Here is a 26,140-nt window from a genome sequence, read left to right as displayed (position 1 = left end):
GTGAGCGCAGGACGGTGCCGGCCGGGGGGCCGCGAACTGTTGAAGATCATCGCACCATCGGCGCATACTCCAAGCTCGGAGCGGGCCGGGACCGGAAGAGGGCGGACAGTTGACGGACGCGGTGGCCGGCGGGGCGGGGTCCAACTGGGCCGGGAACATCGTCTTCTCGGCCGGCCGGGTGCACCGGCCGGACACGCTCGACGCGCTGCGCGCGGTCGTCGCGGGCAGCCCCCGCGTACGGGCGCTGGGCAGCGGGCACTCGTTCAACCGCATCGCTGACACCGACGGCACGCTGGTCTCGCTCGCCGGGCTGCCCCGGACGGCCGACATCGACACGGTGGCCCGCACGGTGCGGGTCGGGGGCGGCGTACGGTACGCGGAACTCGCACAACGGGTGCACGCCGAGGGGCTCGCCCTGCACAACATGGCGTCCCTGCCGCACATCTCGGTGGCCGGTTCCGTCGCCACCGGTACGCACGGTTCCGGGGACGGCGCCGGGTCGCTGGCGACCGCCGTACGGGCCGTGGAGCTGGTCACGGCTGACGGCGACACGCTGGCGCTGGACCGCGAGAAGGACGGCGGGCGCTTCGCCGGTTCCGTGGTGGCGCTCGGCGCTCTCGGTGTCGTCACCTCGCTGACGCTGGATCTGGTCCCGGCCTTCGAGATGCGGCAGTCCGTCCGTACCGGGCTCCCGCTCGCCGTCCTGGAGGAGAACTTCGACGCGATCACCTCGGCGGCGTACAGCGTGAGCCTGTTCACCGACTGGCGGGCCCCGCGCTTCGGCCAGGTCTGGCTGAAGCGGCTCGCCGGTCACGCCCCGGACGCCCCGGACACCCCGGAACCGGATTTCCCCTGGGCCCCGCGGGCGACCGGGGCCATGCACCCCGTGCCCGGCATGCCCGCGGCGCACTGCACCGAGCAGCACGGGGTGCCGGGCCCCTGGCACGCCCGACTGCCGCATTTCCGCGCCGAGTTCACCCCCAGCAACGGTTCGGAGCTCCAGTCCGAGTATCTGGTCCCGCGCCACCACGCCGTCGCGGCGCTGCGGGCGGTGGCCGCACTGGGGACGGTGATGGCGCCGGTGCTCCAGGTCTGTGAGGTGCGCACGGTGGCGGCCGACGGGCTGTGGCTGAGCCCGGCCGAGGGACGCGACACCGTCGCGCTGCACTTCACCTGGATCAGGGACACCGCCTCCGTGGTGCCGGTGATCAGGCGCCTGGAGGCGGCGCTGGAGGATCTCGACGCACGGCCGCACTGGGGCAAGGTGTTCACGACGGCGCCCGCGGAGCTGCGTGCGCGCTACGCGCGCATGGCGGACTTCCTGGAGCTGCGCGGCTCCCTGGATCCGGCGGGCAAGTTCGTCAACAACTTCCTGCGCCGGCTGCTGTTCGAGGACTGATCGCGGACGTCCGATCCCTGGCCCTTCGTGTTCGTTCCTGGCCGGAAGGAGCTCGCCCGTTGGCCGGAACGACGCCGATTTGCCAACACCGTTGCGCAATCCCTCGCCGAGGGGATCGACCGGTGGTATCTACAACATGGCCGCCACCCACCCCCCGCACCTCACTCCACGCGCGGACGCACCACCGGACGCACCCCGCGCGCACCCCCCATTCCCCGGCGGCCCACGGGAAGGATCCGCCTTGCGAAGAAACGTCTCACGCCGTGCGCAAGCTCTCCTCGGTCTCCTGGTGTTCGCCCTGACGGCGGCCCTGATGACACTCACCCAGACGGCGGCGACCGCCGCTCCGGCCGCGCCCAAGGCACCGGCCGCACCCGCCGAGTCCAACGGCGGGGTCCGGATCATGCCTCTCGGCGACTCGATCACCCACGGGTACAACGTCCCCGGCGGCTACCGCGTCAACCTCTGGCAGCACCTCGCCGGCGGCGGTTACACGGTCGACTTCGTCGGCTCGCAGTTCAACGGACCGCCGGAGCTGGGCGACCACGACCACCAGGGCCACTCGGGCTGGCGGATCGACCAGCTCCGTTCGAACATCGACGGCTGGCTCGCCGCCAGCGACCCGCGCACGATCATGCTCCAGATCGGCACGAACGACGTGAACCAGAACTACGACCCGGCGAACGCCCCCGCCAGGCTCTCCGACCTCATCGACCGGATCCTCCAGCAGAAGCCGCGGATCGAGCTGTTCGTGGCGACGATCACCCCGGAGTCGAGCCCCGACCTGGAGGCCCGGGTCAGGACGTTCAACGCGGCGCTGCCCGGCATCGTCGACAGCAAGGGGCCACGCGTCCATCTGGTTGACATGTACAAGGCGTTGACGGTCGCGGACCTCGCCGACGGCGTCCATCCCAACGCCGCCGGATACGCCAAGATGGCGACCGTCTGGTACGACGCGCTGCGCTCGGTGCCCGCCAGCCTCGTACCGCTCGACGCGCCCGGCAGCGGCACGCTCGTCAACACGGGATCGGGCCGCTGCCTCGACGTCGAGGGCGCCGTGAACACACCGGGCGCGCGGACGATCGTCCACGACTGCCACCGCGGGACCAACCAGCGGTGGTCCCGTACGGCCTCCGAGGAACTGCGCGTGTACGGCGACCGCTGCCTGGACGCGCGAGGCGCCGCCACGGCCGACGGCACACCCGTCATCATCTGGGACTGCCGCGGCACGGCCAACCAGCGGTGGCGCGTCAACGCCGACGGCACCGTCGTCGGCGTCGCCTCCGGCAAGTGCCTGACGCCCGCGGCGGGCGGCACGGCGAACGGGACGAAGCTGGAGCTGCGCACCTGCGCGGGTGACGCCGGCCAGCGCTGGACCGTGGCCGCGTAATCCACAACGATTCGCCGGGCGCGCCGGATTCGGCCGCCCGGCGATGTCGTACCCCCGTGGAATCATGTCGCTCGACCGGATGTGATGGACCACGAGAGGCGTCATGGACGACGGGGCAGGGGACGGGGACGGGCGGAAGCCGGTGCGGGCTCAGGTGCCGCCGGGCAGCGGCGCACGCGCCGTACTCGACCGCGCCGACCGCCTCCTCGCCGCCGCGCGCCGGGTGACCGGCGACCACGCCGACGTGCGTGACGGCGCCCTGAAGGCCATCACCCCGCTGCGCGACGCCTTGGTGCGCCAGGAGTTGGAGGGCGTCCCCGTCTCACGGCTCGCCGATGTCACCGAGGGCAGGCTCCGGCTCGGCGCGCTCGAACAGGCCGGGTACACGAACGTGCGGAAGGTGCTCGACTCCTCCGCGTACGAGCTCTGCCACGTCCCCGGCATCGGCACGCGGAGCGCCGGACAGGCGCTCGTCGCCGCGCGACAGCTGGCGGAGGCGATGGCTGAGCATGTCGTCGTCCGGCTGGACGCGGACGACATCGACGACGGCGATCCCCACGCCACCGCGCTGGTGGTCGCGTTGAACCGGATGGTCAACGCCGGTCCCGACATCCCCCGCGCGGTGGCCGCCGCCGAGCGGATCGACACCGGACTCACCCCGCTGCTGCCGCCCGCCCGCCCGGCGGGTGACCGGCTGCGCATGCTGCTCAGCGGCAAGCGGCGCCGCCAACAGGCCCAGCGGGCGGTCGAGTCGGTCGACGCGTTCCTCGCCGACGCCGCCGAGAGCGAGGTCCCGCTCCTCCTCGCGCAGGCGGCCGCGGATCTGCTGCGGCCCGTCACCCCGGCCGACGAGGCGTGGCTCGACTTCCAGGTGCGCCCCGCAGACTATCTGGTCCTGCTCGCCGAACTCTCCGAGCTTTCCCCGGACCTGGACGCGGCCGAGGGCTTCCTGCCCGGCGACCTCTCCGAACGCGTCCGCGCGCAGCGGCTGGACGACACCCACCGGCGGGTGTCGCTGCGCGGATACCAGGCGTTCGGAGCCCGGTTCGCGCTGGCCCAGCGGCGGGTGATCCTGGGCGACGAGATGGGACTGGGCAAGACCGTCCAGGCCATCGCCGCCCTCGCGCACCTGAAGGCCGAGGGCCGGACGCACTTCCTGGTGGTCTGCCCGGCCAGCGTGGTCATCAACTGGATCCGGGAGATCGAGTCCCGCAGCACGCTGCGCGCGTACCGGGTGCACGGGCAGGACCGCGGTGTGGCGCTCGCGCAGTGGACGCGGCACGGGGACGTCGCGGTGACCACGTACGACGTCCTCGGCACGCTCACCGCCCCCGCGGGTTCGGCGCTCGGCATGCTCGTGGTGGACGAGGCGCACTACGTCAAGAATCCCGAGACCCGGCGCTCGCGGACCGTCAGCGGCTGGGCGGCGCGCACCGATCACGTCCTGTTCCTGACCGGGACGCCCATGGAGAACCGGGTCGGCGAGTTCCGCAGCCTGGTGCGTCATCTCCAGCCCGCGCTCCTGCCCGGCATCCGGTTCCACGACGCGAGCCTCGGCTCCGAGAGTTTCCGCAAGGCCGTCGCGCCCGCCTATCTGCGCCGCAACCAGCAGGACGTCCTCACCGAGCTGCCCGAGCTGCAACAGGTGGACGAGTGGGAGGAGTTCAGCCCGGCCGCGCGGGCGGCCTACCGACAGGCCGTCGAGGCGGGGAACTTCATGGCGATGCGGCGTGCCGCGTACGCCGACCCCGCCACGTCGGCCAAGCTGCGGCGGCTGCGTGAACTGGTCGCCGACGCGGCGTCGAACGGGCTGAAGGTCGTCGTCTTCTCCTTCTTCCGCGATGTGCTGACGGCGGCGGAGGAGGCTCTCGGCGCGAAGGCCGGCCCGGGTCCCGGAGCCGGCTCGCCGACCGTCTTCGGTCCGCTCACCGGCCGGGTGCCGGCGACCCGGCGGCAGGAGCTGGTCGACGGATTCGCCGACGCACCCGGGCACGCGGTGCTGCTCAGCCAGATCCAGTCGGGCGGCACCGGGCTCAACCTGCAGGCCGCGTCCGTGGTCATCCTGTGCGAGCCGCAGGTCAAGCCGACGCTGGAGACCCAGGCCGTCGCACGCGCCCATCGCATGGGGCAGCTCCGCCATGTCCAGGTGCACCGGCTGCTGACGGCCGACAGCGTCGACCAGCGCATGCTTCAGCTGCTCGGCACCAAGAAGCGTCTCTTCGACGCGTACGCGCGGCACAGCGAGGTGGCGGAGTCCACACCCGAGGCGGTCGACATCTCGGAGCAGTCCCTGGCCCGGCTGATCGTCGCGGAGGAGCAGGAGCGGATGGCGCTCGCCCCCGGCTCCGCTTCGCCCACCGCCTGACGAGCCCCTCACGGGCGGCCTGACGGGCTGCCAGACGTCCCGACCGGGCGCGCGCTTGTTACCTGTGCGAAAACCGTTGACAACCTCCAGGCACGATTGCACCCTGTGAATCGCAAAAAAGTAAGCAAGTGACTCAATTTCTTAAGACTCATCTCGCAAGTTCATCGCACTGCCTCCCCCGCACCTCGTTCCCACCGGACAGAGGACCATATGAGACGGAAGCAGCTCAGACCCACTCGGCCCGCGCGGCTCAGACCCGCGCGGCTCGGCCGGCGACTGATCACCGGCATCGTCATGGCCGGCCTGATCGTCGTCGGACTCACCCCGATCTCGGCCACCGCGGCCGAGCGCCCCAACCAGTCGACCGGCAAGAGCGTGTCGGCGAGCGGGTCCGAGGGGAACCACCCGGCCTCCAACGTCACCGACGGCAACCAGGCGACGTACTGGGAGGGACCGAACAACGCGTTCCCGCAGACGCTGCGGATCGACCTCGGCGAGAGCGTCGCCGTCGATCAGGTGGTACTCAGACTCCCGGCCGGCTGGGAGGCCCGCACCCAGGCGCTCAGCGTCCAGGGCAGCACGGACGGGAACAGCTACAGCACCCTCTCCGCCTCCCAGGGACGGCTGTTCACCCCGTCGTCGGCCAACACCGTCACCATCGACTTCCCCTCCACCGCCGTGCGTTACGTACGGCTGAACATCACCGGGAACACGGGCTGGCCGGCGGCGCAGATCTCCGAGTTCGGGATCTACGGCCCCGCGGCCGGCGATCCGGGCGACCCCGACCCCGGTGACGACGGCACCGATCTGGCGCGCGGCAAACCGATCGAGGCGTCGTCCACGATCCACAGCTTCGTCGCGGCCAACGCCAACGACGACAAGCTCGACACCTACTGGGAGTCCACCGGGCACCCGTCGAACCTGACGGTGAAGCTCGGGGCCGAGGCCGACATCACCTCCGTCGTGGTCAAGCTCAACCCCGACTCCGCGTGGGGGCCCCGGACCCAGAGCATCCAGGTGCTCGGCCGTGCCCAGGGCGCGACCGGCTTCACCTCGCTGAAGGGCCGCGCGGACTACGGCTTCAGCCCGTCGGGCAACCAGAACTCGGTACGGATCCCGGTCACCGGCCGGGTCGCCGACCTGCGGCTCCAGATCTTCTCCAACACCGGTGCGCAGGGCGGTCAGGTCGCCGAAGTCCAGGTCATCGGGCGGGCCGCGCCCAACCCGGACCTCACCGTCACCGCGCTCTCGTGGTCCCCCACCTCTCCGGTGGAGACCGACGCGACCACGGTCAGCGCGACGGTGCGCAACGTCGGCACGGCCGCGTCCGGCGCGACGACCGTCAACGTCGGCATCGGCGGGACGGTCGCGGGCAGCGCCTCCGTCCCCGCCCTCGGCGCGGGCGCGTCGACGGTCGTCCAGGTCGCCGCCGGCAAGCGCGCCGAGGGCAGTTACCGGGTGACGGCGGTGGTGGACCCGACCGACACCGTCGTCGAGCAGGACAACGACAACAACAGCTTCACCGCGGCCGGTTCACTGGTCGTGGGACAGGCGCCCGGCCCGGACCTCCAGGTGCTGAGCGTCGGCTCCACACCGCAGAACCCCGCCGTCGGGGCCCAGGTCCAGTTCTCCGTGGCGGTGCGGAACCGCGGCACCACCGCGACCGGCGCCACCACGGTGACCCGCGTGACCGTGGGCGGCACGACGCTCAACACCAACACCCCGTCGATCGCGGCCGGCGCGACGGCGAACGTGAGCGTCAACGGGAGTTGGACCGCCACCAGCGGCGGCGCCAACATCGTGGCCACCGCCGACGCGACGAACGTCGTGACGGAGACCAACGAGACCAACAACTCGTTCTCGCGCTCGATCGTCGTCGGGCGCGGGGCGGCGGTCCCGTACGTCGAGTACGAGGCGGAGGCCGGCCGGTACCAGGGCACCCTGGTGGAGGCGGACGCGGTGCGCACCTTCGGCCACACCAACTTCGGCTCGGAGTCCTCGGGCCGCAAGTCGGTACGCCTGAACAGCACGGGCCAGTTCGTGGAGTTCACCTCCACCAACCCCGCCAACTCCATCGTGGTGCGCAACTCGATCCCGGACGCCCCGAACGGCGGCGGCACCGAGGCCACGATCAGCCTGTACGCCAACGACACCTTCGTGAAGAAGCTGAACCTCTCCTCGAAGCACAGCTGGCTGTACGGCAACACGGACGGCCCCGAGGCCCTGACGAACACCCCGCAGGCCGACGCCCGCCGGCTGTTCGACGAGTCCAGCTCGCTGCTGTCCACGACCTATCCGGCGGGCACGAAGTTCAAGCTCCAGCGCGACGCCGGTGACAACGCGTCCTTCTACTACATCGACCTGATCGATCTGGAGCAGGTCGCGCCACCGGCGAGCAAGCCGGCCGAGTGCACGTCGATCACGGACTACGGCGCGGTGCCGGGCGACGGCATCGACGACACGGCCGCCATCCAGGCGGCGGTCACGGCCGACCAGAACGGCACCATCGCGTGTGTCTGGATACCCGCGGGCCAGTGGCGCCAGGAGAAGAAGATCCTGACCGACGACCCGCTGAACCAGGGGCAGTTCAACCAGATCGGCATCAAGAACGTCACCATCCGCGGCGCGGGCATGTGGCACTCGCAGCTCTACACCCTGACCGAACCGCAGAACGCGGGCGGCATCAACCATCCGCACGAGGGCAACTTCGGCTTCGACATCGACGACAACACCAAGATCTCGGACATCGCCATCTTCGGCTCCGGCCGGATCCGCGGCGGTGACGGCAACGCCGAGGGCGGAGTCGGGCTGAACGGCCGGTTCGGCAAGAACACCAAGATCTCCAACGTCTGGATCGAGCACGCCAACGTGGGCGTCTGGGTCGGCCGGGACTACGACAACATCCCGGCGCTCTGGGGTCCCGCGGACGGGCTCGAATTCACCGGAATGCGCATCCGCAACACCTACGCCGACGGCATCAACTTCACCAACGGCACCCGCAATTCGAAGGTGTTCAACTCCTCGTTCCGCACCACCGGTGACGACTCCCTGGCGGTCTGGGCCAACCGGTACGTCAAGGACACGTCGGTCGACATCGCGCACGACAACTCCTTCACCAACAACACCATCCAACTGCCCTGGCGGGCGACCGGCATCGCGGTCTACGGCGGTTACGGCAACAAGATCGAGAACAACATCGTCTCCGACACCGCCAACTACCCGGGCATCATGCTGGCGACCGACCACGACCCGCTGCCCTTCTCCGGGCAGACCCTGATCGCCAACAACGCGCTCCACCGCACCGGCGGAGCCTTCTGGAACGAGGACCAGGAGTTCGGTGCCATCACCCTGTTCGCGGCGAGCCGGGACATCCCCGGCGTCACGATCAGGGACACCGACATCTACGACTCGACCTACGACGGCATCCAGTTCAAGACGGGCGGCGGCACGATGCCGGGCGTCTTGATCGACAACGTCAAGATCGACAAATCCAACAACGGCGCCGGCATCCTGGCCATGAGCGGCGCCCGCGGCAGCGCGACACTGACGGACGTGACCATCACCGACTCGGCGGACGGCCATGTCGTCACCCAACCGGGTTCGGGCTTCGTGATCACGGGCGGCCCGGCGGCGGCACCGGCCTCGGGCAGAGTGACGGGAGGTGGCCGAAGATGACCAACCGGTAGTCACGACGGGTGCGGATCGGGAACGACCCCGATCCGCACCCGTTCGCCGTCACACACCCCCAGCCCCATGCCCCACGCGAGAACCCCGCACCGGTTCTGGCCTGGTCAGATGGCTTCGTGACAGGGCGGATCGTACGGCAGTTCGGGAACGTACCGGCTCCATTGCTGCCGGCTCAGGGCGCCGGAACTCGCGGCACAGATACGGCTGACGGCGGACTCGACGTTCAGGTCCCAGAGCGTGGCGACGCCGTCGTCGGTGGTGGCTGCCAGGGTGTGCCCGTCCGGGCTGAACGCCAGAACGGCGACGAATCCGGTCTCCACGGTCAGCGGCCGGCCGATGGGGGTGGGGTGGTCGGGATCGGTGACGTTCCACAGGTTGATGGTGCCGTTGTCAGTGTGACCGGCCGCTGCGAGGGTGTGCCCGTCCGGGCTGAACGCCACCGACCACAGGCTGCCGCCGGGCACGGTCAGGGGGCTGCCCCTGCGTGTGAGGTTGTTGGGGTCGGTCGCATCCCACAGGGTGACGGTGCCGCGGCTGTTCCCGGTGGCGAGCGTGCGGCCGTCCGGGCTGAACGCCACCCAGGTGCTGGTGGCGGTCGGCTGGTCGATCTTCTTCCCGATGCGGACCCCGGGGTCGGTCGTACTCCACAGTCCGACGGAGCCGTTGCTGCCGTCGCCGCCCGCCGCCAGCATCGTGCCGTCGCGGCTGAACGCCAGGGATGCGACGGACGACGTGTCTGAATTGGAGATCCCGGACTGGTCGACGGGGTCTGCGGGGTCGCTGACGTCCCACAGGGCGATGCTGCCGAGCTCGTCGTCGCCGGCCGCGGCCAGGGTTTGGCCGTCGGGGCTGAACGCCAGGGAGAAGATGAGCCCGTCCGCCCCGGTGAGCGGATCGCCGAGGAGAGCGGGACGGCTGGGGTCTGCGGTGTTCCACAGTGTGACGGTGCCACCGCTGTCACCTGCGGCCAGGGTGCGCCCGTCCGGGCTGAACACCACGGCGTTGACCGGGTCCTTCGGGCCGGTGAGCGGATCACTGAGGGGAGCTGGGTTGTTGGGGTCGGCGGTGTTCCACAGCGAGACGGTCTTGTTCTGGTTACCGGCGGCCAGGGTGCCCCCGTCGGGGCTGAACGCCACAGATGCCACATTGCCGCCGGCGCCGATGATCCTGGTCGGCGGCAGACTCCACAGATCGACGTTCCCGTCGGCGTTCCCGGCGGCAAGGGTGCGGCTGTCGGGGCTGAACGCCACGTCGGTGACCGCGTCGCCGGGACCGGTCAGCGGCCGGCCCAGTGGGTTGATGGTCCCAGGTCGGGTGACATTCCACAGATGGATGGTGCGGTCGGCGCTGCCGGCGGCCAGGGTACGCCCGTCGGGGCTGAACGCCACCGCCATGACGGGCTGGGCGGGACCTGTCAGCGGCTTGCCCAGGGTGGTGGGGTGGCCGGGGTCCGTGACCTTCCACAGGTGGACCGTGCCGTCGCTGGATCCGGCGGCCAGGGTGCCGCCGCCGGGGCTGAACGCCAGGGAGTTGACGGGTTGCCCGGCCTTCAGCGAACGGCCGCGGTCGGGGTGGGCCGGGTCGGTCGTGTTCCACAGGCTGATGGTGCCGGCGTCGTCGTCGCATGCGGCGGCCAGGGTACGGCCGTCGGGGCTGAAGGCGACGCGGTGGGAGAAGACGTCGGGGCAGTTGAGGTTCAGAGGTGATTTCGCGGGCTTGACGTCGTCGGGGTGGGTGACGTCCCACAGGCTGACGAGTCCGGAATGCCGTCCGGCGGCCAGGGTACGGCCGTCGGGACTGAACGCCAGCGACTCGATGGAGGCCAAGGCGTCGAAGTCCTGAACGCCGGGACTCTCCGGCCGGCCGAGCAGGACGGGATGGCTGGGGCTGGTAAGGCTCCAGAGGTCGACGAATCCGCCGGACCCTGAGTCGCCCCTGTCGCTGGTGTGGCCGCCGACGGCCAGTACCCGGCCGTCCGGGCTGAACGCGAGCGAAAGAATCGAATTGACGGAACGGTCCACGGGCACGGGTCGGCCCAGCGCCGTGGGACGGCTGGGATCGGAGACGTTCCACAGCCGGACAAGGTTCTGGCGGAGGTTGCCGGCCGCCAATATGTGCCCGTCGGGGCTGTAGGCAACGGTGTACACCGCCCCGCGCGGGCCGGGGAGCCGGGTGGCAAGCGGGGTGTTCTGAGTCGTAATGAGCCGGGACGCCGCCTCCGGGTTCGGGTCCATGCGGTAGGCGGTCAGCGCGAGTTGAGCGGACAGTGAGGGATCGGTCGGGCCCAGTTGCACCGACGCGGAGGTGACGGCGGCGTTGATGGCCTGGTCGCGGGAGTGCAGGGCCTGGGTGGCGGCGTCCCGGGCACGGGACTCCTGCCGGAAGGCGAACACGGCGGCCAGCGAGGCGACCACGGCAAGGGCGGTGATCGTGGCGACCGCGGCGCGTCGGAGCCGTTGCCCGCGCCGCTGGTGGTGGCGAGCGGCTGCCAGAAAGGCCTGGGCTTCACCGCTGAGTTCCGGCCCGTGAGTCTCGGCCCAGGCGAGGGCGGCCTCCAGGCGGTTGCCGCGGTGCAGAGCGGCTGCCTCCTGGCCGCTCTGTTCCCAGAGCGCGGCAGCCTCCTCCAGATCCTGGCGTACGAGGTTCCCGTTGCGATCGTGCTCGATCCAGTCCCGCAGTCGGGGCCAGGCTCGGATGAGCACCTCATGTGTCATCACCACCGTGTCCTGGTCCTGGGTCAGCAGCCGACCACGAGTGAAGTCGTCCAGGACTCTAACGGCCGCTTCCCGGTCCGGCGCGTGACGCAGCAACTCGTCGTAGCGGACGCGCCGACGGGTGTCGTCGGCGTCACGTCCCACGATGACGAGCCGCAGGAACAGCCACCGTGCCGCCTCTTTACAGGGCGGCGGCAGGGTGTCGTAAAGCCTGTTCGCCGTCATGGCGATGGCACCCTGGATGCCGCCGGTGACTCGGTATCCGTCCACGGTGAGCGTGTGGCCGTGGCGCTGCTGCCAGGTGGCCCGCAAGGCGTGTGCGAGCAGCGGCAGCCGGCCCGTGGTGCTCGCCCCTGCGGGCCCCCCGACCGTGCCCAGCTCCGTCAGCAGCACCTCGACCAGACCTTCTTCGACGTCGAGTCCCACGCTTCCTGCCGGGCGTCGGATAGCGTCCTTGAGTTCGCCCTCGGTCATCGGCTCAAGCAGGACCGGTCCGGCCCGGAGCGCCGCTCGGAGCTGCGGATGGGCCATGCACGCGGCGTAGAAGTCCGCGCGTACTCCCAGCACGACGACTGCCCCGCCCGTGGGCCGGGCCAGACGGTCGAGCACGTCGATGAGCCACTGCCGGTCGGTCTCGTCTCCGCACGCCGTGAAGATCTCCTCGAACTGGTCGACCACGACGACCAGGCCCGCGGAGGTGGACTTCCCGACGGGCGCCGGATCGCCGGTTCCGGTGATCTCACGCAGCTCGGCCAGGCACCGCGCGGGATCGGCCCGCCACGCAGGCGCCGTTAGCCGGGCGGTCTCGGCGTCGAGCCCGGCGGCAGCCGCCAGTGCCAGGGCCGGGGATGCCGTAGGGGTGAACAGCAACCGCGGCCAGGTACTGGACCCAGCTACCGGAAGCCGGCCGTCGTCCAGAGCCGGCAGTATCCCGGCCGCGAGCAGGGACGACTTCCCGGCACCCGAGGGGCCGATCAGCACCAGCGGGCCGCCCTCACGCATCCGGGCGTCCATCCGCTCGCACACGAGGTGAACCATGCGCTCACGGCCGTAGAACCACTGCTTGTGCTCCTCGTCGAACGGGACCAAGCCCGGGTAGGGGCACAGCACGCCGTCGGCACCGGGACCGGGCACGGTTCTGCGCCCTTCGTCGCCGAGGCGAACGTGGAGGTCACGGCCGGCCATGAACGCGCTGCCACCGCCGGTTACGTTCGCCTCCTGACTTTTCGGACGCCAAAGGGGCGGCCTGTCCGGAGGCGAGGCACCGGTACCGCGTTCTGTCACGCCTCTCCGCCCCGGGTGACGTGCATGTCCCGGCCCGACAGGAACGCGTCACCGCCGGAGACGTGTGCCTCCAACGCCATCGAGCCGATGATCTGCTGTTCCGGGCTTCCGGCAGCGCCCAGTTCCACGCCGAACAGAGCGCGCAACTCGTCGACGGCACCCGGCCGCGTGGCCATGAGCCGGATGATGCGGGCCTGCCACTCGTCTACCAACATCGCCTGGAGCTCCTCGCCATCGCCCGCCTGCCGTGCCTGAAGCAACTCGCCGCGTGCATCCGCGAGTTCTTCCTCGACGCGCTCCGGGTGCGCGGACGGCCACAGCGACAGCACCGAGGACTTGACCGCAGCCCAGCCGTCCGTCGCGAGCAGATCGATCAGGCGCGCCGCGGCCACCGATGCCAGGCCGGCGAGTTCCACACTCGTCTCCATCTCTTCTCCTTTGTTCGCTACCGTCCGTGGGCCGCGATCGCGGTCATCGTCAGGTGGGAGGCGATGAACACGTGGTCGCCGCCCACCGTCCACATGAACCCCACGTCTGGCTGCCCGGAGTCCCTGTATTTCCACCGGGCCCTGCCGGTGGCCGCGTCGATGGCCCACAGTGTCTTGGCGCTGTCGGTGGCGAAGACGGTGTCGGCCGAACACTGCGCGCTCTTGCCACCCAACCTGAGGGAGGCGTTGAACAGGTTGGAACCGCCCGTCTCGCCGGCGCCTTCGAGCACCGCGATCCACCGGAGCGTGCCGTCGGCCGCAGTGAAGGCGGCCAGGTCGCTGCCGACCGGTACGTAGACGGTCGCGCCGTCCTGGCTGGAGAACGGGGTGCCGATCCGGACCTGGTCCCCGTTCTTCGCATCGAAGCGCTGATGCCACTTCTCGCGGCCAGTGGCCACGTCGACGGCGAACAGCGTGTTGCCGTTTCCGCCGGCGAACAGGAACAGCCCGGCGGCGTAGCACGTCAGCGGCCACCCCATGGTGAAGTAGGACGAGGCGTGCGGGACGGACACCTTCCAGCCGCGGGCGCCTTTCCTGCCGGCGTCGATCATCTGGACGCGACCGGGTTTCTTCCCTGGGACGGCTGAAGTGGCCAGCAAGTGAGAACCGTCGGGCGGCACCAGCACGTTGTTGATGTCCGTGCCCTTGACCTGCCACAGCATCTTGCCGGTCGCGGCATTGAACGCACGGATGTAGCCGGTGGTCGGAGACTTGGCCGAGAACTTCCCGTCGAGCTTACGCACCTGCCCGCACACATAGACCGTGTTCCCCGCGACTGCCACATAGTTGCTCGGGTACATCGACACAAGGCTGGCGCCGCCGGGATCGTAAGCGGAAAGATTGGTCGCCCACTTCGCCTTCCCGTCGACGGTGTCGAACGCCGCCAGCACGCCTGACTGACTCGGTGTGTCGCAAAGCAGGTAGAACACACCGTCCGCGTACGCCGTCGGGTACTTGTAGCTGCCCATGCGAAACGCGTTGGTCGTGTTCACGGGCTCGAACTTGGATTTCCCGGTTGCGGCGTCCAGGAAGGACGTGGCCTTGTCCGTGACTACCATGACCACCTCGTCGGACGCTTCCAGGCAGGTGGGGGCGTTCTTTCCGGCTTCCGACCATGTCTTGACGGCGTCGGGTCCGACCAGAACGACCGGTTCCGGTCCGTCCGTCGAGGACGGCGACGCCGAGGGGGCGGACGTGGCTTGCCCGCCTGACGGAGAGGCCGGCCGCGCGGTGGACCCGGGCCCGCCGGCCCGGCCGTCGGCCGCCGGTGATGAGTCTCCGGAGAAGGCGAGCGCCGCCGCGGTTCCGCCGAGTACGGCCGCGCCCCCGGCCAGACCGATGAGCAGCTTCCGGCGGCTGACTCCCGTGCCGGCGGCGATCACCGGCGGAGGAGGAAACGGGGTCAGGTCGCCGCCCCCTATGGACACCGATCCCACCGCCGCAGTCGTGGCGGCCATGTCGGAGGTCACCGCCGGCGGCAGCCAACTGCCCACCAGGGCCGGCAGGCCCTGATTGTTCAGGTAGTCGACGAGTTGCTCCGCGGTGGGACGCTCCGGCGGTTCCGGGTACAGGCAGCCGCCGATCACCTCGCGCAGCGACACGGGGAGGGCGCTCGTGTCCGGCTCGCCGCCGGAAGCCGCGAACAGCACGGTCGACCCAAGGTCGAACATGTCGTCCATGGGTGAGGGCGCTGAACTGCCGACTGCCCCCATCCCCAGGGCGGTGATGCGAGGGCCGTCCATCGTCAGCAGCACCGAGTCCGGACTCACCTCGCCGTGGACCGTCCCAGCCGCGTGGAGTGCGGCCAGCGCTCGGGCGAGGCCGTCGGCCAGCACTCGCAGAGCCGGTTCGGACAGCGGACTGTGCCGGTCCACCGCCTGCCGGAGAGGCAGTCCGGCGGTGAATTCGGTCGCCAGCCAGGGAACCGGCGCGTCGGCATCGGCATCCACCACCGGTACGAGGAAGGCACCGGACAGCATCCGTGCCGACTCGACGCCGGCTCGGAACCGGTCCCGGAACCCCGGGTCCGCGGCACGTTCGGGCCCCACGACCATGACGGTGACGAGTCGCCCCTCGTCCGTGCGGGCCGCGAAGACCTCGCTCCCTCCGACCGTGCCCTGTCTTCCGACCAGGGCATACGGCCCGATCCGATGAGCACCATCCGCTCCGGGATGATCCATGGTCCGCCCCTCACGCCAGCCTGATCGTCTGATCACGGGCCGCCTGGTACGCGCTGCCACCGCCGGACACATGGGCCGTCATGGTCGTTGACGGCCCAGGGTCCGCGGCCGGCGCCATTCCGTGCCCGGGCTCGACAGCGGTATCCGTATCGGTATCGGACAGGAGAGCGGTAACCGCGTCGCCCAAGTGCTCCAGCCCGTCCGGGAGATGGGTCTCCGGAACGCGGAGGAACTGCAAGCGCGCCAGCTCCTCGATCTCGGCCGGCAATGCCGAGGCGTCGGGCAGCAAAGTCGCGTCACCCAGCAAGACCGGAACGACGCGGTTTCCCGCCCGCAGAGCCGTCGCGATCTCCACGCGGACCCAGTCGTGAGTCCGATCCAGGAGCCGCACACCGTCCTCGCCCCGCGCGTCGAGCCACCCCGGCCCGATCAGAACGCACATGAGCTCGCACTCGGCGGCCTGACGCCGCAGTATCTCGGCGAAATCAGCACCGGGCGGTATCGACTGACCGGACTTGAAAATCTCGTTGCCACCCAAGCGTTCGGACAGCGCCCCGTAGACGCGGTCTCGCATCCAACGGGAGTCCCGTTTGCGAAAGCTGAGGAAGATGCGCGCCACAATCGCCCCCTCTCTGACAAGTCTTGACATCAGGAAGCGTGCTCACCCCACGGGTGGGGTACACGCTCAGCCGCTATTCGGCGGGGATTGAATAGTGGCCGCAAAGCTCCGTACGCTGACGGGTATGGACCCGGTGGACAACTCGGCAGGGAAATCGACCGGTATGCGCCTGCCGCCGGGCGACTTCGGCGTCGTCCTGGCCACACTCCGGGCGCGTCGGGGGTGGAGCGTGCGCGAGTTCGCCCTGCGTGCGAACGTGTCCGACGGGCAGATCTGCAATCTGGAGAGCGGGTTACGCAACCCGACGCCCGCTGTGGCAGCGGCATGCGACGCGGCCTTCGGCACCGGCGGAGAACTCGTCGAACTGGCCGAGGCAGGCCGCCGCGGCTCCCGTGCCGAAGGCGTTGTCGAAGCCGGACCCCTGGTCACCGGATACGAGCGGGTCCTGTTGGAGCTGAAGGACATCGGCAGATCCACCGGACCGAGGTTCGTCACCGCTTCGATGAAGGCTGTCACGCGGATCCTGACGGACGCGGGGCCGCACGCCGTTGGCGAGCTGCGAGCCGAGATCTGGCTGCTGGCCTCGAAGTTCGCCGAATACACGGGGTGGATGGCACAAGAGGCGGGAAACCACGCGGAGGCTCTGCGCTGGACGAATCTGGCGGTCCGCTGGGGCGCCCACGGCGGGGACGAAACGGTGGCCGCGTATGCCCTGGTCCGCAGAGCGTTCATCGCCCAGCACCGCGGTGACACCCATGCGGCAATCGGATTCGCCGACCAGGCGGCCGAGCACCCGGCAGCCAACCCGGTCATCCGCGCGCACGCCGCGCGACGCGCGGCCCAGGGGCATGCGCGCCGTGGCGACGCGGGGGCCTGCCGTGAGGCACTGGAGCGGTTCACAAGCCACACCGACGAGGCCATCGGCGATGATACCCCTCACTGGGGCCCTCGCATCGAGAACGGCAACCCTCGGCTCATCGAGGCGTCCTGCATGCTCAGCCTGCGTCACTTCGAGTGGGCCGCCGATCTTTTCACCGCCGAGCACCAGCCGGCCGTCCCGGCGGACAGCAACTCCCGGGCACGCTTCTCAGTTCGACAGGCGACAGCCCTGGCCGGTGCCGGCCGCCTCGGCGACGCCTGTCAGATCGTGGAGGCCACGCTGCCCGTGATCAAACGCATCGACTCGGCAACCGTCCGCGCGGAGCTCGGCCGTTTCGTGGAACAGGCCCGAACCCGGAGAGCCACCCCGGGTCAACTCGCCCTCATCGACGCATCGGCCGCCCTGTCGATCGGCTGACAGACGCGATCAGCCGGTGGTACGGACAGATCCAGGCCCGGCGCTCCACCGGGCTGACACACCCCAAAACCCGGACCACCCACACCCGCGCTCCCCAGCGACCCCGACATGCGCCTCGCACCGGCAATCGGGCGTCAGCAACCCCGGAACAGACCGACCACCCCAAAACCACCAATGGGATGAGACGGTCAGACGACGCCGTCAGGCCCCGTCGACGGGCCACTGCCGGACAAGATCCCGCACACACGAAGAACTCCCAGCCCGGACGCATCCGTGCTGGGAGTTCTGTGAGGCCAAGCAGGGCAATTACGTGAAATACCCCTGGTGTCCGAGGGGGGACTTGAACCCCCACGCCCGATAAAGGGCACTAGCACCTCAAGCTAGCGCGTCTGCCATTCCGCCACCCGGACGAGTGGTCGAACCTCGGCGTTTCCGCCGGGCTGACGTAAAGAACGATACCAGGGCGCGGGAGTGCTCTTCACCCGCATATCCCGTGGTCCGGGGCGCACGGACTCGGCCTCGCCGCTCCGTGCGCACCCGGTTCGCCCGCGGCTACGCCGTCTGCTCCTGAGAGATCCGCACCAGATTGCCCGAGGGGTCGCGGAACGCACAGTCGCGGGGGCCCCAGGGCTGCTCCATGGGCTCCTGGAGCACCTCGGCTCCGGAGGCGCGGACCTTCTCGAAGGTCGCGTCGAGATCGTCCGTGCGGAAGATGAGCTGGGTCAGGACACCCTTGGTGAGCAGCTCCTGGAGGGCGTCGCCGTCGGCCTGGGAGCGGCCGGCGTGCGGCTCCGAGAGGACCAGCTCAAGACCGGGCTGGGTCGGGCTGCCGAGGGTGACCCAGCGGAAGTCGCCCGAGGAGACGTCGTTGCGCATCTCGAAACCGAGCGCGTCACGGTAGAAGCCGAGTGCCTCGTCGGGGTCGTTGACGGTGATGTGGCAGTACTGGAGTGCGATGGTCATACGGCCAACGCTAGGCCGCGGCCTTTCCGCCCGCTTCTCGAATCCTGCTCGGTGCTTCCCTGGTCGGCCGGGTGCGGACTCTCGCCACGCACTCGGGCATCGCCGTGACTGCGCCGTGCTCGCGGGCGGCGTACGCGCTCGGTGTCTCCCCCAGGATCTCGGTGAAGCGGGAGCTGAACGAGCCGAGCGACGTACAGCCCACCGCCATGCACGCGTCGGTCACGCTCGTGCCCGCGCGCAGCAGCGCCATGGCCCGCTCGATGCGGCGCGTCATGAGGTAGCTGTAGGGCGTCTCGCCGTAGGCCGCGCGGAACTGGCGGGAGAAGTGGGCCGGGGACATCAGCGCGTGCCGGGCCATCGTCGGCACGTCGAGCGGGCGCGCGTACTCCCGGTCGATCAGATCTCGGGCCCGCCGGAGGTGCGCGAGGTTGGCGAGATCGTTCGGGTTCATGGGTACGACGCTACACCGGCCCACTGACAACGGCGCTGAGCTGCGAAGACACCGTTGAGCCGACGGACGGCCCGGGGAATCGGCTGAGGAGGGGTCCGGTGACCTCAGCCGATTCCGGTTCAGGGCCGTTCAGGGCCGTAACGGAGCCACCGTCACGGCATCAGGTGGTAGTCCGGGAAGTTGCCCGGCGGGCGCTCCCCGTCCGGGCCGTCGGTGACCGCCTTGACGAGCAGTTCCCCGCCGACGAAGGCGCCCCGCCAGGAGGAGCCGAAGCCGCCGAAGAGTTCCTCGCGGTCGCCGCGCGAGCGCGGCCGGCCGTTGCCGACCTTGAACGCGCGGATCTGGGGCGAGAGGCGCTCGTAGGTCTCCGGGTCGTCGGTCGCCAGGGTCGCGACGAGCGCCCCGTTGGAGGCGTTCATGGCGGCGAGGAGTTCCGCCTCGGTGTCGACCAGGACGATCGTGTCGACCGGGCCGAAGGGCTCCGCGTGGTGCAGCGGCGAGGACGGCGGCGGGCCCAGCAGTGTCACCGGCGCGAAGTAGGCGGAGGTGTCCTGACCGGGCAGGAAGCGCCCGTCGTCGAGCGAGCCGTGGTGGAGGGGGACGGCGCCGCGGTCGATGGCCTCGGTCACCTGGTCGCCCAGCTCCTTGGCCTTGGCCGCGTTGATGAGCGGGCCGAAGTCCAGCTCGGGCAGGGGGTCGTCGGGGTGCTCGACGGCCAGTGGGTGCCCCAGCCGGATGGAGCGTACGGCGGGCAGATAGGCCGCGAGGAAGTCGGCGAACAGCGAGCGCTGGACGACGAAGCGCGGGTACGCGGTGCAGCGCTGCTTTCCGTAGTCGAACAGCTTGGGAATGACGGCGGTGAGCGCGTCCCAGTCGGTGTGGTTCCAGATGCCCCAGGTGTTGAGGCCCTCCTGTTCGAGGATGTGGCGCTTGCCGAGGTCGGCGACGGTGGTGGCGATCCGGGCGCCGGTGTCGCGGCCTCCCACGAAGGAGACGCAGCCGATCTCCGGGGAGCGGACGAGAGCCTCGGACAGCTCGCCGCCGCTGCCGCTGACCAGGGTGATCGGCAGTCCCTCGCGGGCGGCGAGTGCGGCGGCCAGGGTGAGACAGGCGACGCCGCCGTCGGTGGGTGCCTTGGCGATGACCGCGTTGCCGGCCAGCGCCTGGACGAGCATGGCGTGCACGAGGACGGACATCGGGTAGTTCCAGCTGGCGATGTTGGAGACCGGGCCCGGCAGCGGGCCGCGGTCGGCCAGCATGGGTTCGACGCCGTCCACGTACCACCGCACGCCGTCGATCGCGCGGTCGACGTCGGCCCGGGCGAGGCGCCAGGGCTTGCCGATCTCCCAGACGAGGAGCAGGGCGAGCAGTTCCCGGTGCTCGGTGAGGGCGTCGAGGGTGGCGGAGACGCGGGCACGGCGCTCGGCCAGCGGGACGTGCCGCCAGGCGCGGTGCTGGTCGAGCGAGGCGCGGACGGCCTGCTGGGCGCCACCGGCGTCGAGCCGGGGCGGTCCGGCGATCGGGCTGCCGTCGACGGGGCTGGAGGCGGGGAGGGTACGGCCGCCGGACTGCCAGGAGGCGGCCCAGAGGTTGAGGACGTGGTCGTCCCTGAAGGCTTCGGGCGCGACGGCGAGAGAGTGCTGCCAGGCGTCGGACCAGGCGGTGCCCGGCTTCGGTATGAGGGTGGGTGCCATGGTGGGTACTCCGCTCGAATGGGGGCGGGGGCGTGAGCGCGGCTGCCGGACGAGGTGCACGGGTCGTCCGGTACGGCGGGGTGGCGCGTGTTGTCTTGTCGGTCCCGCCCGGTGGCCGGTCCGTCCTCGAACACCGGACGGACCCGGGCCGACCACCGGTACGAAGGACCCGGGGCCGCCCGATGCGACGGTTCGTCTCGAACGCCGGACAGGCTGGACACCACCCGCCCGACGCATGTCCTCGAACGCCGGACGGACCCGGGCCGACCACCGGTACGAAGGACCCGCGGCCGCCCGATGGGGCGGTTCGTCTCGGACGCCGGGCGGGCTGACGGGGGCCGGTCGCCGGGACGCCGGCCTCGTGTCAGGTCGTGACCGCGAGGCGGTCGAGTACCAGACGCGCCGTCTCGGAGGGCGTCGAGCCGACGCTTACCCCCGCCGCTTCGAGCGCCTCCTTCTTCGCCTCCGCGGTGCCCGACGACCCCGACACGATCGCCCCGGCATGCCCCATGGTCTTGCCCTCGGGCGCGGTGAAGCCGGCGATGTACCCGACGACCGGTTTGGTCACGTGGTCCGCGATGTACGCCGCCGCGCGCTCCTCCGCGTCGCCGCCGATCTCGCCGATGAGGACGATGAGTTCGGTGTCCGGGTCGGCCTCGAAGGCGGCGAGGCAGTCGATGTGCGTCGTGCCGACGACGGGGTCGCCCCCGATGCCGACCGCGGACGAGAAGCCGATGTCACGCAGCTCGTACATCAACTGGTACGTCAGCGTGCCCGACTTGGAGACCAGCCCGATCCCGCCGGGCTTGGTCGCGATGTCGGCCGGGATGATGCCGGCGTTCGACTGTCCGGGACTGATGAGCCCCGGGCAGTTGGGCCCGATGATCCGGGTGTCGCTCTTCTCAGCGTACGCCTGGAAGGCGACCGCGTCATGGACGGGGATTCCCTCGGTGATCACGACGGCGAGGCCGATGCCCGCGTCGACCGCCTCCGTGACCGCGGCCTTCGCGAACGGCGGCGGCACGAAGACGACGGTGACGTCCGCGCCGGTCGCCGCGATGCCGTCGGCCACGGAGCCGAAGACGGGGACGGCCCGGCCGTCGAAGTCGACACTCTTGCCGGCCTTGCGCGGGTTGACCCCGCCGACGACGTCGGTGCCTGCCTCCAGCATCCGGCGGGTGTGCTTCATGCCCTCGGCACCGGTCATGCCCTGGACGAGGACCTTGCTCTCCTTGGTCAGGAAAATCGCCATGGTCTCTTCTCCCTCTGCTCCGTTGTCCGCGTTGTCCGTGGCTGTCCGGTGCTATCCGGCGTTCGCGAGTACGGCGGACTGGCGCGCGGCGCCGTCCATGGTCGTGACCTGCTCCACGAGCGGATGCGCGCGGTCGGCGAGGATCGCGCGGCCCCGGGCGGCGTTGTTGCCGTCGAGGCGTACGACGAGCGGTTTGGTCAACCGGACGGTCTCCAGGGCCTGGACGATGCCGTCGGCGACGGCGTCGCAGGCGGTGATCCCGCCGAAGACGTTGACGAACACGGACTTCACATCGGGGTCGGAGAGGATGACGGAGAGTCCGTCGGCCATGACCTGGGCCGAGGCGCCGCCTCCGATGTCGAGGAAGTTGGCGGGCCGGGCGCCGCAGCCGGCGACGACGTCGAGGGTCGACATGACGAGCCCGGCGCCGTTGCCGATGATGCCGACCTCGCCGTCGAGCTTGACGTAGTTGAGGCCTTTGGCCGCCGCCGCGGCCTCCAGCGGGTCGGCGCCCGGGTCCCGCTGCTCGTCGCCCCAACGGCTCTGGCGGAAGCGGGCGTTGTCGTCCAGGGTCACCTTCCCGTCGAGGGCGAGGATGCGGCCCTCCGCGGTCCTGACGAGGGGGTTGACCTCGACCAGCAGGGCGTCCTCCCTGACCAGGACCTGCCAGAGGGATTCGAGTACGGGGGCGGTCTCCGGCGGCAGTGACGCCGCCGCCGCGATCTCGGCGGCCTTCGCGGCGGTGACGCCCTCGGCCGGGTCGACGGGAATCCGGGCCACCGCCTCCGGGCGGGTGGCGGCCACCTCCTCGATGTCCATGCCGCCCTCGGCGGACGCGATCGCGAGGAAGGTCCCCGCGGCGCGGTCGAGCACATAGCTGACGTAGAACTCGGTCTCGATGTCGACCGGTTGGGCCAGCATCACCTTGGCGACGGTGTGGCCCTTGATGTCCATGCCGAGGATCTGGCGAGCGGTCAGTTCCGCCGCGGCCGGATCGGCCGCGAGCTTCACCCCGCCGGCCTTGCCCCGGCCCCCGGTCTTCACCTGTGCCTTGACGACGACCCGGCCGCCGAGCCGTTCCGCCGCGAGCGCGGCCTCCCTCGCGAACTCGACCGTCTCGGCCTCCGGCACGGCGATGCCGTACTCCGCGAACAGGTCCCTGGCTTGGTGCTCGTACAGATCCATGCCGGCTCCCACTGCAACAGAAAGGAATGAAAGTGCCGCACGCCCCCTGGACACCACCCACCGGATGCGGGATAACAAGCTTCATACAGTATTCGTCGACTGTATGCAATCCATCGCGGGAGCGCTCGGGAGCACCCCCAAGAGCCCCCCGGCCTCCCCTACGAAGGGACAGGACAACCTCATGCCCGACGACAGCCAGGAACTCATCTCCGGTGGTCATCTGGTCGCCAAGGCACTCAAGGCAGAAGGTGTCGAGGTCATCTACACCCTCTGCGGCGGCCACATCATCGACATCTACGACGGCTGCGTCGACGAGGGCATCGAAGTCGTCGACGTACGCCACGAGCAGGTCGCCGCCCACGCGGCCGACGGTTACGCGCGCATCACCGGCAAGCCCGGCTGCGCCGTCGTCACCGCGGGACCGGGCACGACCGACGCCGTCACCGGTGTCGCCAACGCGTTCCGTGCCGAGTCACCCATGCTGCTCATCGGCGGCCAGGGCGCGCTCACCCAGCACAAGATGGGTTCGCTCCAGGACCTGCCGCACGTGGACATGATGACGCCGATCACCAAGTTCGCGGCGACCGTCCCCGACACGGCCCGCGCGGCCGACATGGTCTCCATGGCCTTCCGTGAGTGCTACAACGGCGCTCCCGGCCCCTCCTTCCTGGAGATTCCGCGCGATGTCCTCGACGCGAAGGTCCCGGCCGGGAAGGCACGCGTACCCAAGGCCGGCCAGTACCGGGCCTCGACCCGTTCGGCCGGTGACCCCGCGGCCGTCGAGAAGCTCGCCGATCTGCTGGTCCACGCCGAGAAGCCGGCGATCCTGCTCGGCAGCCAGGTGTGGACGACGCGGGCCACGGACGACGCCATCGAGCTCGTACGGACACTGAACGTCCCCGCCTACATGAACGGCGCGGGGCGAGGCACGCTGCCTCCCGGCGACCCGCACCACTTCCAGCTCTCCCGGCGGTACGCCTTCACCAACGCCGACCTCATCATCATCGTCGGCACCCCCTTCGACTTCCGGATGGGATACGGCAAGCGCCTCTCGCCGGACGCCACGGTCGTCCAGATCGACCTCGACTACCGCACGGTCGGCAAGAACCGCGACATCGACCTCGGCATCGTCGGCGACGCCGGCCTCGTGCTGAAGTCGGTCACCGAGGCGGCGAGCGGCCGGATCAACGGAGGCTCCGTCAAGCGCAAGGCGTGGCTGGAGGAGCTGCGGGCCGCCGAGCAGACCGCCATCGAGAAGCGGCTGCCGAACCTGCGCAAGGACAGCTCGCCGATCCACCCCTACCGCCTGGTCAGCGAGATCAACGACTTCCTCACCGAGGACTCGATCTACATCGGCGACGGCGGCGACATCGTCACCTTCTCCGGCCAGGTCGTACAGCCCAAGTCGCCGGGCCACTGGATGGACCCGGGCCCGCTCGGCACGCTCGGCGTCGGTGTCCCCTTCGTCCTCGCGGCGAAGAAGGCACGGCCCGACAAGGAGGTCGTCGCGCTCTTCGGCGACGGCGCCTTCTCCCTGACCGGCTGGGACTTCGAGACGCTGGTCCGCTACAACCTGCCGTTCGTCGGCATCATCGGCAACAACTCGTCGATGAACCAGATCCGTTACGGCCAGAAGGCCAAGTACGGCGACGAGCGCGAGCGGATCGGCAACACCCTCGGCGACGTCCACTACGACAAGTTCGCCCAGATGCTGGGCGGTTACGGCGAGGAGGTCCGCGACCCCGCCGAGATCGCGCCCGCGCTCCGGCGGGCCCGCGAGTCCGGACTGCCCTCGCTGATCAACGTCTGGGTCGACCCCGACGCGTACGCCCCCGGAACCATGAACCAGACCATGTACAAGTAAGGGAGGCCATGATGACCCAGGCTCCAGCAGCCCCGGAGAACTCCCCCGACACGAACCCCCAGGCGCTGAGCGGTGTCCGTGTCCTCGACATGACGCATGTGCAGTCCGGCCCATCGGCCACCCAGATCCTGGCCTGGCTCGGCGCGGACGTGGTGAAGGTGGAGGCACCGACGGGAGACATCACCCGTAAACAGCTCCGCGACATCCCCGATGTCGACTCGCTGTACTTCACGATGCTCAACTGCAACAAGCGCAGCGTCACCCTCAACACCAAGACCGAGCGCGGCAAGGAGATCCTCACCGAACTGATCCGCCGCTCCGACGTGATGGTCGAGAACTTCGGCCCCGGCGCGGTCGACCGGATGGGCTTCACCTGGGAGAAGATCCAGGAGATCAACCCGAGGATCGTGTACGCGTCGATCAAGGGCTTCGGCGAGGGTCCGTACACCAACTTCAAGGCGTACGAGGTCGTCGCGCAGGCCATGGGCGGCTCGATGTCGACCACCGGTTTCGAGGACGGGCCACCGCTGGCCACGGGCTCGCAGATCGGCGACTCCGGCACCGGCATGCACGCGGTGGCCGCCATCCTGGCCGCGCTCTACCAGCGGACCGCCACCGGGCGCGGGCAGCGCGTGAACGTCGCGATGCAGCACGCCGTGCTCAACCTCTGCCGGGTCAAACTCCGCGACCAGCAGCGCCTGGCGCACGGCCCGTTGGCCGAGTACCCCAACGAGGACTTCGGTGACGAGGTGCCGCGCTCGGGCAACGCCAGCGGCGGCGGTCAGCCCGGCTGGGCGGTCAAGTGCTCCCCCGGCGGCCCCAACGACTACGTGTACGTCATCGTGCAGCCGGTCGGCTGGAAGCCCGTCAGCGAACTGATCGGGCGGCCCGAACTGGCCGACGACCCCGAGTGGGCGACTCCCGAGGCCCGGCTCACCAAGCTGGGCAAGATGTTCCAGCTCATCGAGGAGTGGTCCTCGACCCTGCCCAAGTGGGAGGTGCTGGAGAAGCTCAACGCCCACAACATCCCGTGCGGCCCGATCCTCTCCACCAAGGAGATCATCGAGGACACCTCGCTCGCGGCCAACGACATGGTCGTCGAGGTCGCGCACCCGCAGCGCGGGACCTTCACCACGGTCGGGAGCCCGCTGAAGCTCTCCGACTCCCCCGTCCGCATCACCTCCTCCCCGCTGCTCGGCGAGCACAACGCGGAGGTGTACGTCGGCGAGCTGGGTCTCGGCGACGAGGAACTGCGCCTGTTGAAGACGAACGGAGTCATCTAGTGGCGGACAGCACCGGGTTCACGCC

The 26,140-nt window shown here is 70.2% G+C and carries 16 protein-coding genes and 1 tRNA gene; 7 read left to right on the top strand and 10 right to left on the bottom strand.

Translation table 11 applies throughout. The annotated features are described in order from the left end of the window. Positions 1-109: 109 nt before the first annotated feature. From ACZ61E_RS10975 to ACZ61E_RS10960, 4 genes are all read left to right on the top strand, one after another. A complete protein-coding gene (locus ACZ61E_RS10975; RefSeq protein WP_469699262.1) occupies positions 110-1,399 on the top strand; it encodes a D-arabinono-1,4-lactone oxidase in 1,290 nt (429 codons plus the stop codon). A 241-nt stretch (positions 1,400-1,640) separates the two neighbouring features. After that, entirely contained in the window at positions 1,641-2,789 is a 1,149-nt protein-coding gene (locus ACZ61E_RS10970) for a ricin-type beta-trefoil lectin domain protein (RefSeq protein ID WP_469699261.1), read from the top strand. 103 nt (positions 2,790-2,892) lie between these two features. After that, complete coding sequence (locus ACZ61E_RS10965) at positions 2,893-5,154, top strand: DEAD/DEAH box helicase (protein WP_469699260.1); 2,262 nt, start codon at positions 2,893-2,895, stop codon at positions 5,152-5,154. A gap of 210 nt (positions 5,155-5,364) precedes the next feature. Then, on the top strand, positions 5,365-8,829 hold the full coding sequence (locus tag ACZ61E_RS10960; RefSeq protein WP_469699259.1) for a CARDB domain-containing protein: 3,465 nt from the start codon (positions 5,365-5,367) through the stop codon (positions 8,827-8,829). A 116-nt stretch (positions 8,830-8,945) separates the two neighbouring features. Here the strand turns inward: ACZ61E_RS10960 and ACZ61E_RS10955 are convergent, their stop codons facing one another. The 4 genes from ACZ61E_RS10955 to ACZ61E_RS10940 form a co-directional block, all read right to left on the bottom strand. Continuing rightward, entirely contained in the window at positions 8,946-12,689 is a 3,744-nt protein-coding gene (locus ACZ61E_RS10955; protein ID WP_469699258.1) for an nSTAND1 domain-containing NTPase, read from the bottom strand. Between the two features lie 146 nt (positions 12,690-12,835). Continuing rightward, positions 12,836-13,267 carry a hypothetical protein gene (locus tag ACZ61E_RS10950; protein WP_469699257.1) on the bottom strand — a complete coding sequence of 144 codons (432 nt, stop codon included), beginning with the start codon at positions 13,265-13,267 and terminating at the stop codon, positions 12,836-12,838. Between the two features lie 17 nt (positions 13,268-13,284). Further along, positions 13,285-15,306: an outer membrane protein assembly factor BamB family protein gene (locus tag ACZ61E_RS10945; RefSeq protein WP_469699256.1), complete on the bottom strand. Its 2,022-nt coding sequence runs from the start codon at positions 15,304-15,306 to the stop codon at positions 13,285-13,287. A gap of 211 nt (positions 15,307-15,517) precedes the next feature. Next, positions 15,518-16,126 carry a toll/interleukin-1 receptor domain-containing protein gene (locus tag ACZ61E_RS10940; protein ID WP_469699255.1) on the bottom strand — a complete coding sequence of 203 codons (609 nt, stop codon included), beginning with the start codon at positions 16,124-16,126 and terminating at the stop codon, positions 15,518-15,520. 124 nt (positions 16,127-16,250) lie between these two features. Between ACZ61E_RS10940 and ACZ61E_RS10935 the strand changes: the two genes are divergently transcribed. After that, positions 16,251-17,423, top strand: coding sequence for a helix-turn-helix domain-containing protein (locus tag ACZ61E_RS10935; RefSeq protein WP_469699254.1), 1,173 nt, complete (start codon positions 16,251-16,253; stop codon positions 17,421-17,423). A gap of 322 nt (positions 17,424-17,745) precedes the next feature. Here the strand turns inward: ACZ61E_RS10935 and ACZ61E_RS10930 are convergent. From ACZ61E_RS10930 to sucC, 6 genes are all read right to left on the bottom strand, one after another. Continuing rightward, positions 17,746-17,833 (bottom strand) — tRNA-Leu (locus tag ACZ61E_RS10930). 142 nt (positions 17,834-17,975) lie between these two features. Next, entirely contained in the window at positions 17,976-18,386 is a 411-nt protein-coding gene (locus tag ACZ61E_RS10925) for a VOC family protein (protein ID WP_469699253.1), read from the bottom strand. A gap of 10 nt (positions 18,387-18,396) precedes the next feature. Beyond that, on the bottom strand, positions 18,397-18,837 hold the full coding sequence (locus tag ACZ61E_RS10920; protein WP_469699252.1) for a helix-turn-helix transcriptional regulator: 441 nt from the start codon (positions 18,835-18,837) through the stop codon (positions 18,397-18,399). Between the two features lie 152 nt (positions 18,838-18,989). Next, positions 18,990-20,531, bottom strand: coding sequence for an aldehyde dehydrogenase family protein (locus tag ACZ61E_RS10915; protein ID WP_469699251.1), 1,542 nt, complete (start codon positions 20,529-20,531; stop codon positions 18,990-18,992). Positions 20,532-20,895: 364 nt separating this feature from the next. Next, the gene (gene sucD, locus ACZ61E_RS10910; protein ID WP_469699250.1) at positions 20,896-21,783 is read right to left on the bottom strand and encodes a succinate--CoA ligase subunit alpha; all 888 of its coding nucleotides are present in this window, start codon (positions 21,781-21,783) and stop codon (positions 20,896-20,898) included. A gap of 51 nt (positions 21,784-21,834) precedes the next feature. After that, entirely contained in the window at positions 21,835-22,968 is a 1,134-nt protein-coding gene (gene sucC, locus ACZ61E_RS10905; protein ID WP_469699249.1) for an ADP-forming succinate--CoA ligase subunit beta, read from the bottom strand. Positions 22,969-23,149: 181 nt separating this feature from the next. Here sucC and ACZ61E_RS10900 point away from each other — a divergent pair, with 181 nt between their 5' ends. Beyond that, positions 23,150-24,832: a thiamine pyrophosphate-binding protein gene (locus ACZ61E_RS10900; protein WP_469699248.1), complete on the top strand. Its 1,683-nt coding sequence runs from the start codon at positions 23,150-23,152 to the stop codon at positions 24,830-24,832. Positions 24,833-24,843: 11 nt separating this feature from the next. Beyond that, positions 24,844-26,115: a formyl-CoA transferase gene (gene frc / locus ACZ61E_RS10895; protein ID WP_469699247.1), complete on the top strand. Its 1,272-nt coding sequence runs from the start codon at positions 24,844-24,846 to the stop codon at positions 26,113-26,115. The last annotated feature ends 25 nt before the right edge of the window (positions 26,116-26,140 follow it).

Source organism: Streptomyces sp. NPDC104581 (assembly GCF_055583685.1).
The sequence above is the reverse complement of the archived record's forward strand: the minus strand, read 5'-3'. Positions and strand labels throughout refer to the sequence as shown.